The 11,316-nt window shown below is 58.6% G+C and carries 10 protein-coding genes; 4 read left to right on the top strand and 6 right to left on the bottom strand.

Annotation, left to right across the window (positions count from 1 at the left end):
• A partial coding sequence (locus HBN61_RS20290; RefSeq protein ID WP_524539063.1) for a transposase occupies positions 1 to 188 on the bottom strand: 188 nt, incomplete at its 3' end.
• 654 nt (positions 189 to 842) lie between these two features.
• On the opposite strand from HBN61_RS20290, the gene HBN61_RS20285 reads away from it, so the two are divergent.
• Positions 843 to 1,979, top strand: coding sequence for a metallophosphoesterase (locus HBN61_RS20285; protein ID WP_170047762.1), 1,137 nt, complete (start codon positions 843 to 845; stop codon positions 1,977 to 1,979).
• Here the strand turns inward: HBN61_RS20285 and HBN61_RS20280 are convergent.
• Positions 1,966 to 2,412: a VTT domain-containing protein gene (locus tag HBN61_RS20280; RefSeq protein WP_169962664.1), complete on the bottom strand. Its 447-nt coding sequence runs from the start codon at positions 2,410 to 2,412 to the stop codon at positions 1,966 to 1,968. The genes HBN61_RS20285 and HBN61_RS20280 overlap by 14 nt on opposite strands.
• Positions 2,413 to 2,529: 117 nt before the next feature.
• Positions 2,530 to 3,783 (bottom strand): ferric reductase-like transmembrane domain-containing protein, encoded by a 1,254-nt coding sequence (locus tag HBN61_RS20275; protein WP_170047761.1) that lies wholly within the window; start codon positions 3,781 to 3,783, stop codon positions 2,530 to 2,532.
• A 332-nt stretch (positions 3,784 to 4,115) separates the two neighbouring features.
• Between HBN61_RS20275 and creA the strand changes: the two genes are divergently transcribed.
• Both creA and HBN61_RS20265 read left to right on the top strand, forming a co-directional pair.
• The gene (gene creA, locus HBN61_RS20270) at positions 4,116 to 5,327 is read left to right on the top strand and encodes a creatinase (RefSeq protein WP_170047760.1); all 1,212 of its coding nucleotides are present in this window, start codon (positions 4,116 to 4,118) and stop codon (positions 5,325 to 5,327) included.
• A gap of 189 nt (positions 5,328 to 5,516) precedes the next feature.
• Positions 5,517 to 6,863, top strand: coding sequence for an MFS transporter (locus HBN61_RS20265; protein WP_170047759.1), 1,347 nt, complete (start codon positions 5,517 to 5,519; stop codon positions 6,861 to 6,863).
• Positions 6,864 to 6,902: 39 nt separating this feature from the next.
• On the opposite strand, the gene HBN61_RS20260 is transcribed toward HBN61_RS20265, so the two are convergent.
• The gene (locus HBN61_RS20260; protein WP_170047758.1) at positions 6,903 to 7,898 is read right to left on the bottom strand and encodes a GlxA family transcriptional regulator; all 996 of its coding nucleotides are present in this window, start codon (positions 7,896 to 7,898) and stop codon (positions 6,903 to 6,905) included.
• 277 nt (positions 7,899 to 8,175) lie between these two features.
• Here HBN61_RS20260 and HBN61_RS20255 point away from each other — a divergent pair, with 277 nt between their 5' ends.
• Positions 8,176 to 8,415 carry a hypothetical protein gene (locus HBN61_RS20255; protein WP_170047757.1) on the top strand — a complete coding sequence of 80 codons (240 nt, stop codon included), beginning with the start codon at positions 8,176 to 8,178 and terminating at the stop codon, positions 8,413 to 8,415.
• A 15-nt stretch (positions 8,416 to 8,430) separates the two neighbouring features.
• Here HBN61_RS20255 and mrdA read toward each other — a convergent pair whose 3' ends face one another.
• Together mrdA and HBN61_RS20245 are read right to left on the bottom strand one after the other, a co-directional pair.
• The gene (gene mrdA / locus HBN61_RS20250) at positions 8,431 to 10,323 is read right to left on the bottom strand and encodes a penicillin-binding protein 2 (RefSeq protein ID WP_094994357.1); all 1,893 of its coding nucleotides are present in this window, start codon (positions 10,321 to 10,323) and stop codon (positions 8,431 to 8,433) included.
• 201 nt (positions 10,324 to 10,524) lie between these two features.
• Positions 10,525 to 11,313, bottom strand: a complete 789-nt coding sequence (locus HBN61_RS20245; RefSeq protein WP_094994356.1) for an amino acid ABC transporter ATP-binding protein — start codon at positions 11,311 to 11,313, stop codon at positions 10,525 to 10,527.
• Positions 11,314 to 11,316 lie beyond the last annotated feature (3 nt).

Genomic DNA, 11,316 nt, shown 5'->3' with positions numbered 1-11,316 from the left:
TGGATGCGCAGCATGGTTTCCAGAGGATAGGGTTTTCTACCGCCGCCGGCCTTGGGGTAGAACGGTTCGATCAGCTCCAGCAGGCCTGCCCAGGGCACCACCTGATCCATTTCGGCGAGGAAGCGCTCTCGGCGGGTTTGCTTGCGCTTGCCGGCGTACTCAAAGTCGGAAAAGCTCATCTGGCTCATGGGCGGCTCGGATCAGGTGTTGCGGGGATTCTCGCATAACTGAAGGCTTGTTCGGAGATTCCTTAGGTGATGACAAGGGCTGACGAAGCCGCGTGAAAATCACCTCAACTATCGGTTCTTGGCTTAAGGAGTAAAATGTTGGGTGCTTATTTATTGAGTAGAACCTGAACGAAATAACAGGGTTTTGAGGCCAGGGTGTCTTCTGCAAGCTCCAAACAAAGTAGCGAGCGGTCTTGCATAAAAAAACGTGAACAGAATTACTCAGTGGTTATAGGGGGCTGACGATTCCTATCTGCCAGGGTTGTCAGCTGCACGAATACCCTATGACAAGAAGTTTCAGGCAGACTGTAGGACGTTTCTGGAGATCAATTATGGAAAAGTCAAGATTGAGCGGCTTTCCTCCGATCTGCCCGACGGTGGCGGGCCGTAACGCCTGTTGCGTCGGGCCTCCTGATGAGGGCGTTCCGGGCATTGCGTCCCCATGTCCATGGGTGAGCAACACCGTCTAAGTTTTTTGCGAGAGGGTCGCAGTTTGACGCGGTGGAACGCCTCGCCAGGCCGTTACGGATGGCGCGTAGGCAAAGGGAGTCATGGCCCAATGGGCAGGGTCGACACGTCTGAAGTTGTCCATCACGTTTTGACAGGGAATAAAGCATGTTTCATGGGGTCACTGCATTTATCGCGTTGTACGTCATCGGGCGTTTCATTTGGCCGCTACGGGTCAGTACCCTCAGCAAATGCGTGCTGGGCGTGTTGCTGTTGCTGGTGGCCGAGCATCATCTGATTACCCGAAATATGTTTGGCAGCATGGCTTCGCCCGAAATACCCGGCGAGGTACTGATGGCATTGGGCTGGGCGTTTGGCAGCCTTATCGTACTGGCGCTGCTGCTGTTGGCGCGCGATGTGCTGGGCCTGTTGACGTGGCTGGTCTCTCGTCAACGTGGCCGTGAACTGCTGCGCAATCGGCGCCTTAATGCGGCGTTGGGCATCCTCAGTGTCGGCTTGGCGTTACTGGGTGTGTGGCAGTCGATTCGTGTCCCGGACATCAAAAGCATCGAAATCACCTTGGCGCATTTGCCGCAGGAAATGGACGGGTTGCGCATTGTGCAATTGACGGACTTGCACGCCAGCCGATTGCTGCAAGCACCGTGGATGCAGGCGGTGGTGGATAAGACTAACGCTCTGCAACCTGACCTCATTCTGATCACCGGCGATCTGGTGGACGGCTCCCCGCAAGCGCGCGCCAACGATGTGCAACCGCTGCAACAATTGCGCGCCCGCTATGGGGTGTTCGCCATCGCGGGTAACCATGAGTACTACGTCGATTACGTGTGCTGGTTGCCGGTGTTTGAGCAGTTGGGATTGCAGATGCTGCTCAACCGTCACGTGCTGGTAACCCATAACGGCGGTCAACTGGTGGTGGCCGGCATCACCGATAAGGCGGCTGCACCGCTCAGGCTGCCACTGCCCGACGTAGCCACGGCCTTGCGCGATGCCCCCGAGCACGCGCCGGTGATTCTGCTTAGCCATCGGCCAATTGGTGCCGTGGCCAATGCCAGGCAGGGTGTTGACCTGCAACTGTCGGGGCACACCCATGGCGGCCAGATCCTTGGCGCGCACCTGTTGGCGCAATGGGCCAATCAGGGGTTTGTGTCAGGCCTTTATGACGTGGAAGGCATGCAACTTTATGTCAGCAACGGCACCGGGTTGTGGAACGGCTTTCCGATCCGGTTGGGGCGCCCGGCAGAAATCACGCAGATCACCTTGCGCGCGCCCGCTATCCAGCATTGATCCACCCCAGCGTCAGGGCGCTTAACAGCGCATAGCGAACCCCTTTGGCCAGCGTCACAATCAGCAAAAAGCGCCAAAGCGGTTCGCGCATCACCCCGGCGATCAACGTCAAAGGATCGCCAATGACCGGTACCCAGCTCAACAGCAACGACCAGCGCCCATAACGCCGGTAAAAACGCTGTGCTTTCTCCAGCTTGGCCGCGGTTACAGGAAACCAGCGTTTGTGACGAAACCGCTCGACCGAACGCCCCAGCAGCCAATTGAGCACCGACCCCAGCACATTGCCAGCCGTGGCCACCAGTAACAGCAGCGCCACACTGTACTGCCCTGACCACAACATGCTCACCAGCACCGCCTCAGATTGCATCGGCAACAATGACGCTGCACCAAAGGCGGCAATGAACAGTCCGATGTAACTGGTTAATTCGAACACGTGAGTGTGGCTCTGAAAGCTATGCACGGGATAGCAGTGGGCGGCTTTTTAACATCAATCGCCTGGCCTGCCCATAAAAAAGGCGCTGCCAGGGCAGCGCCTCCTGTCTAGGCCAGATCAGCGGAACTCAAACAACTCCACGTGCAAATTCTGCTCCGGCACGCCGCAATCACGCATCAATTCGCGCACCCGCTGCAGCAGCCCTTTTGGTCCGCAGAAGCTGATATGCACGGTCTCGGGCGCGGCGCCCTTCAAGCACTGGCGCAGGTGATCGGCCAGTTGTTCTGTGCCGCCGCTGTTGGCCAAAAAGTGCACGCCACGTTGCTGGGCAACGCTCTGTAACTCTTCGGCAGGCGGGAAGGCGCGAGCAGGGTTGAAGCAGTAAATCAGGGTTGCTTTGTCAAAGTGCTCGCCGTGGGTGTCTTGCAGCCAGGCGATAAAGGGCGAGATACCGACACCGGCGCCAATCCAGATTTCTTTTGCTGCCCGGACCGGGCGTTTGAAGCGGCCGTAGGGCGCATAGATGTCGGCCACCATGCCGATCTTCACCTGATCATGCAGGGCTTTGGTGTAGTCGCCCAAGGCCCGGATGACAAAGTCCAGCTGGCCGTTTTCGCGGTGGGCGCAGGCGATGGTGAAAGGGTGAGGTTCGCGCAGGCCCTTTTCTTTAAAGGACAGGAACGCAAACTGCCCGGCCTTGAAGGCAAAGCCCTTGCCGATTGGGGCGAAGGTCAGGTGCAGCGCGCCTTTATCGTTGCGCACGTTGATCACTTTGTATTCCCCGGCACGGGCCACAAACGGGTAGAGCAGGAGCTTGTAAAGCGCCGCCGCCACGCCCAGGCCGCAGAGCACGCTTAGCCAGATGCCGGCAGGGCTGAACAGGGTGATGGGGGACTTGAAGCTCAGCCAGTGCAGGATGACGATCAGAAACAGTGGCCCGGACAGTTTGTGCCACCAACGCCATACGCTGTAGGGGATATTGCGGTTCAGGGCGAGCAGCACGATCATGCCCAGCGCCACGTAACTCAGTTGGCGCACCATGCGCGTCCAGTATTTGGACATTTCCAGAATGGGCACGCTGTTCCACACGTCCAGATTGGCTTTGAATACGAAGTGATAGGACGCGAACACCAGCGCCCAGATCCCCAACCATTTGTGGGTGTCATAGACGCGGTCCAAGCCGCCAAACAGATTTTCTACCCCTCGCCATCGGCTGGCCAACAGGCAGGAAACGGCCATGTACGCGAGGGCCGTGGTGCCGAGGATCAAGCTCAGCGTGGCCGAGGTCAGCCAGGTGTCGGCAGGTATCTCCAGCAACAGTGTCAGTGCGGTGATCAGCAAGATACCGACGAGGCAGTGCCAGTTCTTCACGGGTTTCCTCCAATCATCAAAGCGTTAGGGTCAAGGCTCAAATCCGTCCTCCCTTGGGGATTCAGGCCGCCCGGAGTATAGCGGGATGCGTGAAGACGCCCGTGATCCCGGTCAGGCCGGGGGCAATTAATCGCACTGCACCCAATGCCTTGCCCAGGCTGTGCAATGGCGGTCGGTTTCAACCGGTTTCGCCGCGACAACGGATGAGAGCGGATCTGACCAATTACAGGTCGGATTCGCGCAAAAAAAGCGCGTTGGCTTCTGTTCGAATGACCCTCAACGACCCGCCCGCTGGCGGCTTTTGATCCTCGACGCAGACACAGGTAAATGCCATGCACATGCCCAAAACCCTTCAGATCAAAAACGGCGAAAAAGTGACCCCGACTTTCTCGGCTCATGAGTATGCAAACCGTCAGGCCAAGCTGCGGGCCTACATGGCCAAGCACGACATCGACGCGGCGGTGTTTACCTCGTACCACAACATCAATTATTACAGCGACTTTCTGTATTGCTCCTTCGGACGCAATTATGGGTTGGTGGTGACCCAGGACAAGGTTGTGACCATCAGCGCCAACATTGACGGCGGCCAGCCTTGGCGCCGCACCGTGGGCACCGAAAACATCGTGTACACCGACTGGCAGCGCGACAACTTCTTCGTCGCCATCCAGCAGGCACTGCCGCGCGCGGGGCGCATTGGTGTCGAGTTCGATCACCTTAATCTGCTCAACCGCGACAAACTGGCGGGCCGCTACCCGGACGCGCAACTGGTGGACATTGCCGCGCCCTGCATGCGGATGCGCATGATCAAGTCGGCCGAAGAACACGCGATCATCCGGCAGGGCGCCCGGATTGCCGATATCGGTGGCGCGGCGGTCGTTGAGGCGTTGCGCGATCAGGTGCCGGAGTACGAAGTGGCATTGCATGCGACCCAGGCCATGGTGCGCGAAATCGCCCGCACGTTCCCGGATGCCGAGCTGATGGACACCTGGACCTGGTTCCAGTCAGGCCTCAACACCGATGGCGCGCACAACCCGGTCACCACACGCCGCGTGAACAAGGGGGACATCTTGAGCCTCAACTGCTTTCCGATGATTGCCGGGTATTACACGGCACTGGAGCGCACGCTGTTTCTCGACCATTGCTCCGATGAGCACCTGCGCATGTGGGAGGTTAACGTCAAGGTTCACGAGGCCGGGCTCAAGCTGATCAAACCGGGCATGCGCTGCTGCGACATCGCGCAGCAGCTCAATGAGATATTTCTGGAACACGATTTGCTTCAATACCGCACGTTTGGTTACGGCCACTCGTTTGGCACCCTGAGCCACTATTACGGACGAGAAGCCGGGTTGGAGTTGCGTGAAGACATCGACACCGTGCTGGAGCCAGGGATGGTGGTGTCCATTGAGCCGATGATCATGATTGAGCAAGGCCGTCCGGGTGCCGGAGGTTATCGCGAGCACGACATCCTGATCGTCACCGCTGACGGCAGCGAAAACATCACGCACTTCCCGTATGGCCCGCAACACAACATCATCAAGCGTTAAACCCGGCGGCCGCAGCCTGAGGTTCAGGCAGCGGCCAACCGGTACTGGCACATGCGCGCCCAGACGCGCAGTGCGTTTTGACCCATTACCCCTGCCTAGAACAACCAGAATGAGGGTAGTTGTCATGTCCTGTGTCCCGACGTTTTGCCAAGCCGTTACCTCCCGCACCTCACTCACTGGAGGTGCTCGATGAGTATCCCAAGTACAAGCCTCAGCGTACCGCTTACCACCCAACAGCAGCTCGAACTGAGCAGCGAACGCAAAGCCTTGCGCCGTGCTGCCACGGCCAGTTTCATGGGCAACTTTGTCGAGTGGTTCGACTACGCAGCCTACGGTTATCTGGCCACCATCATCGCCCTGACGTTTTTTCCGCAAACCGATGCCGCAACCGGGCTGTTGGCCACTTTCGCCGTGTTTGCGCTGTCGTTTGTCGTACGCCCCGTTGGCGGGCTGGTATGGGGCCATTTTGGCGATAAGTACGGGCGCCGCAGTGCGCTGTCCTGGTCAATTTTAATCATGACCGTGTCCACGTTTTGCATTGGCATCCTGCCCGGTTATGACTTGATCGGATTATGGGCCCCGGCATTGCTGTTGTTGATCCGGTTGGTGCAGGGTTTTTCGGCCTCGGGTGAATACGCTGGGGCCTCGGCGTTTCTGGCGGAGTACGCCCCTGAGGGGAAACGCGGGTTTTACACCAGCATCGTGCCCGCCAGCACCGCCGCCGGTCTGCTGTTCGGGGCAGTGTTTGTAGCGGCGTTACATGAATGGATGAGCGTCGAAACGCTTCACGAGTGGGGCTGGCGTTTGCCGTTTTTACTGGCTGCGCCGTTTGGATTGGTGGGGCGCTACATCCGTATGAGCTTGCAGGATTCGCCCAAGTTTCTGGAAATGGAGCAACGCCTGGAAGCCAAGGAATGTGCCACCCACGCGCCGATTCGTGAATTGCTGACGGTGCACCGGCGCAGCGTGATGATCGGTATTGGTGCGACGTGCCTGAACGCGGTGGCGTTCTACTTGTTGCTCAGCTACATGCCGACGTACCTGTCCACGGAAATGGGCATGAGCGAACGTGATTCCTTTATTGCCTCCACCGTGTCACTGGCGACTTATATCGGGTTGATCTTCCTGATGGGCAAACTCTCGGACCGTTTCGGGCGCAAGACCATGCTGGTGATGGCCTCCGTGTTGTTTCTCGGCTTGACGTTTCCACTGTTCAGCTTGTTGGGCAACAGTTCTTTGATCGTGATTCTGATGATTCAAATTGCCTTCGGCGCCATCCTGGCTATGAACGACGGCACTTTGCCGTGCTTTCTGGCTGAAATCTTCCCCACCCGTGTGCGCTTCAGCGGCTTTGCGTTCAGTTTCAACATTGCCAACGCGTTGTTTGGCGGCACGGCGCCCTTCATTGCAACCTGGCTCATTCACATGACAGGCAACAAAATGGCACCGGCGTGGTATTTGCTGGCAGCGGCCGCCGTGGCCTTGGTGGCCATGCTCGCCAGCCGCGAAACAGCGCACAAAGCCCTTCAGGACTGAGCACATGAGCGAGCTTGCTCGCTCATGACGGTTCAGCGATTAATGCAGTGCAACCTGCTTGCGATCACCAATCGGCGACACCCCAAACAGTCGGCTGTAGCACTTGGAAAAGTGCGCGGCCGACACAAAACCGCAGGCCAGGGCGATGTCGCGCACTTGTGACTCGCTGCGCAGCAACAGGCTGCGCGCCCGCGCCAGACGCAGCTCCAAATAGTACTGGCTGGGGGTGCGCTGCAAATGCTTGTGAAACAGGCGTTCCAGCTGGCGTATCGACACTTCGTTCAAGCGCGCCAGTTCTTCCAGGCTTACCGGTTCTTCCAGATTGGCTTCCATGATCGCCACCACTTGGCTGAGTTTGGGTTGCGAGGTCCCCAGCTTCTGGCGCAACGGCACGCGCTGTTGCTCCTGGGCACTGCGGGCCCGATCACACAGCAGCAACTCCGCCGCATGGGCTGCAATCTCCCGGCCGCCGGGTTCGCGGGCGATCAATTGCAAGGTCATGTCCATCGACGCGACGCCCCCCGAACAGGTGTAACGGTCGCGATCAAGCTCGAACAGTTGATTGGAAATGATGATCCCCGGGAAGTGGTCCTTGAGGGTTTCGATGTCTTCCCAGTGAATGGTGCAGCGATACCCCTTGAGCAACCCCGCACGGGCCAACCAGTAACTGCCCGTGCAAATGCCGCCGAGTACAACGTGTTCGTGCGCCAGTTTGCGCAGCCAATTGAGCAACGGACGACTGCTGAGGTGGGACACGATCGGATTGGCGCCTACCACCAGCAGGATGTCCAGCTTGGGGGCGTCTTGCATCGCGCAGTCCGGCAGAATGCGCATGCCATTGCTGGCGGTCACGGGTTCCAGGCCAGGGCCGATGATGAGGGTTCGAAACATGTCGCGGCGAGCAGCCATATTGGCCATGCGCAAGGTTTCAATCGTGGACGCAAAGCCAATGGTGGTGAAGTTTGGTATCACCAGTAAACCCACGGTTTTTGTGGGCGCATGACTGACCGCCGGACCTGCTACAGACCTTGCCATCTAACGTTTCCTCTTAACGATCCAGGACGCGTCTAGCGTCGGGGTTCCCGCAGCCCTCGCAGAACGTGCGCCATGACCGGGGCCGAGGCGTTTCTGCGCGAGGGGCGCAGTAAAGAGCAACAAAGCAATGCTCATGCCAGTGTGCCTGCATGATCCGGGTCAAGGGCGGCGGGTGCAAAAGCGGTTACAAGATCAGTGTGAGGAGTTCATAACAAAAAACGAGCACGGCCCGTGCCGAGGGGACCCCCCCAAGCCGGTGCCTTAAAGGAATATCGCCATGGTTTTCAAGTTTGCGCGTCTGGCCACGGTCGGCCTGACGTTTCTTTACGCCTGCTACACGTCCGCCAGCGAGCCGATCCCGGCAACTGCCGCCGCTCAGCCTCCCGACCCCGATGTTGTGCAGCGCGGCCAGTACGTGGCGCAGCTCGGTGACATGGCGGCAAGCCTGCCGATGCGCGGTATTAAGCTCAACACGGCCTCACCCCGAGCCTCTTCCTCAGGAAGAGTGCCGGGGTGAAGCTGGAACGGTCACTCACACATGCGGGTTACCGTGTTTAACCTGCGGGCTGGCATATTGCGGTTTCAGCCCGCCCTGACTGTCGAGCAGCCACGCATCCATCACCTGGCGCACCACCGGCCCTGCAACACGGCCACCCGCTTCGCCGTTTTCGATCATTACCGAGATCACGATCTGCGGGTCTTCAGCCGGGGCAAACCCCACAAACAAGGCGTTGTCGCGGTTGCGTTCAGCGGTTTTCAAGCGGTTGTAACGCTCACCTTGCTTGATCGCCACCACTTGCGCCGTACCGCTCTTGCCGGCAATCCGGTATTGCGCGCCGGCTGCTGAAGCACGGGCGATACCCCGCGCATCGTGCATCACCAGTTGCATGGCATGGTTGACCTGGTCCCATTCTTTGGGGTCATGCAGCACGATATCGGGCATCGGGTGTTCATCCACCGGGGGCGCGCCGTCAATGGTGCGTGCCAGATGCGGGCGGTTCCACACACCTTTATTGGCAATCAGCGCAGTGGCCTGTGCCAGCTGCAAAGGCGTGACCTGCATGTAGCCCTGACCAATTCCCAAGATCACCGTTTCGCCCGGGAACCAGGCTTGGCGCCGGGTCGTGCGTTTCCATTCACGCGACGGCATGAGGCCAGACGACTCTTCGAACATATCCAGCGACACTTTCTGCCCCACGCCAAACATCGACAAATAGTCGTGCATGCGGTCAATGCCCAGTTTTGACGCGAGATCATAGAAGTACGTGTCGTTTGAACGCATGATTGCAGCATTCAAGTCCACCCAGCCATCACCGCTGTGGTTCCAGTTGCGGTACTTGTGATCGACGTTCGGCAGTTGGAAATAGCCGGGGTCGAACACCCGGGTAGAGGCCGAAATCACACCACTGTCGAGTCCGGCGATAGCGACTTCAGGCTTGATGGTCGAGCCAGGCGCATACAGGCCGCGCAGTGCCCGGTTGAACAAGGGTTTGTCGATGGAATCGCGTAAACCGGAATAGTCTTTGGTGCTGATGCCGGTGACGAACAGGTTGGGGTCGAAACTTGGTTTGCTCACCATTGCCAACACTTCACCGGTTTTCGGGTCAATGGCGATGATCGAGCCTCGGCGGTCGCCAAGGGCTGCTTCGGCTGCTTGCTGCAACTTGATGTCGAGGCTGAGCACAATGTTCTTGCCAGGCACCGCATCGGTGTGGCGCAGCACCCGCATGACCCGACCCTGGGCATTGGTTTCGACTTCTTCAAAGCCGACTTTGCCGTGCAGCTCCGGTTCGTAAAAACGTTCAATACCTGTCTTGCCAATCGACTGCGTGCCCCGGTATTCGGTGGGGTCCAGCTGCTTGGTTTCTTTCTCGTTGATGCGCCCAACATAACCCACCGAATGCGCAAAATGATCGCCCTGAGGGTAGTGGCGGACAAACTGCGCCTCCACATCGATACCCGGCAAGCGGTACTGATTGACGGCCAGCAGCGCGATCTGTTCTTCCGTCAAGTCGTAGAGCAGGGTGGACGGGTCGAACGGGTGACGTGCCTGTTTCATCGCTTTGGCAAATACGGCGCGCTCTTCGTCGGGCAAATGCAGAATGCTGATCACTGAATCCAGCACCTTGCCGGTATCGCCCGCACGTTCGCGGGTCAGGGTCATGTTGAAACTGGGCTGGTTATCGGCAAGCAACACGCCATTGCGGTCATAGATAAAGCCGCGTTCGGGCGGGATCGGCAACACATGCACGCGGTTGTTTTCGGAAACAGTGGAGTTGTAGTCGAACTCGGTGACTTGCAGGAAATACATCCTGCCCACCAGCGCGCAACTGATCGCCAGTACCAATGCAGCGCACGCGATAAGTCTTTTATTGACCAGCCGTTTCTCGGTGTCGTGATCTTTGAGCGGGATCGGCTCGGGCATGGTTGGGGTGCCTCACATCAAAAAACGGAAATGCAGCCGCCTGCGTAAGGAGCGGCAGGCGGCGAAAAGTCGGCGCACACCTTACCAGCACGTTGGGTATTAATCCGCTTTGCAACATGAAACTCGACAGGCTGTGTGTACGGGCGCGCACCGCTGCCAGCCTACAGCCGAAAAACGGCGTGCCCCCGCAACAGCGTCAAGTCAATGCACGATTTGCGCAAGAAAGGCCTTGGCCCGGGGGCTTTTCGGTGCGTTGAAGAAGTCGTTGGGCGGCGAGTCTTCGATGATCATGCCGCCATCCAGGAACAACACGCGTTCGGCCACTTGCCGCGCAAACCCCATTTCGTGGGTCACGCAGAGCATGGTCATGCCGCTGCCCGCCAGGTTGACCATGACGTCGAGCACTTCACTGACCATTTCCGGGTCCAGCGCGGACGTCGGTTCGTCAAACAGCATGATTTTCGGTTCCATGCACAGGGCGCGGGCAATGGCGACGCGTTGCTGCTGGCCCCCCGATAATTGGCTGGGGTATTTATCGGCCTGGCTGGCAATGCCGACTTTGTTCAGGAAGTGCTGGGCCAGTTCAACCGCTTTTTTGCGCGACAGACCGCGTACTGACATGGGCGCCAGGATGCAGTTGTCGAGCACGCTCATGTGGGGGAAGAGGTTGAAGTGCTGGAACACCATGCCGATTTCACTGCGCACCCTGGCGGCTTCACGGGTGGTGTGGGACAAGTCGGTGTTGTTGATCAGGATGCTGCCTTTTTCAGCGATTTCCAGCCGGTTGATGCAGCGGATCAAGGTGGACTTGCCTGAACCCGACGGGCCGCACAGGACGATGCGCTCGCCTTCGCGGACTTTCAGGTCGATGCCTTTGAGGACATGAAAGGCGCTGTAGTACTTGTTCAGGCCAGCGATGTCTACGACTACCTTTCGGGTGTCCGATGAGGGAGACACGGGCGTGTGAACGTAAGCAGGTTGTGCATGCATTGT

Source organism: Pseudomonas sp. WS 5071 (assembly GCF_012985765.1).
Classification (GTDB): domain Bacteria; phylum Pseudomonadota; class Gammaproteobacteria; order Pseudomonadales; family Pseudomonadaceae; genus Aquipseudomonas; species Aquipseudomonas lundensis_A.
The sequence above is the reverse complement of the archived record's forward strand: the minus strand, read 5'-3'. Positions and strand labels throughout refer to the sequence as shown.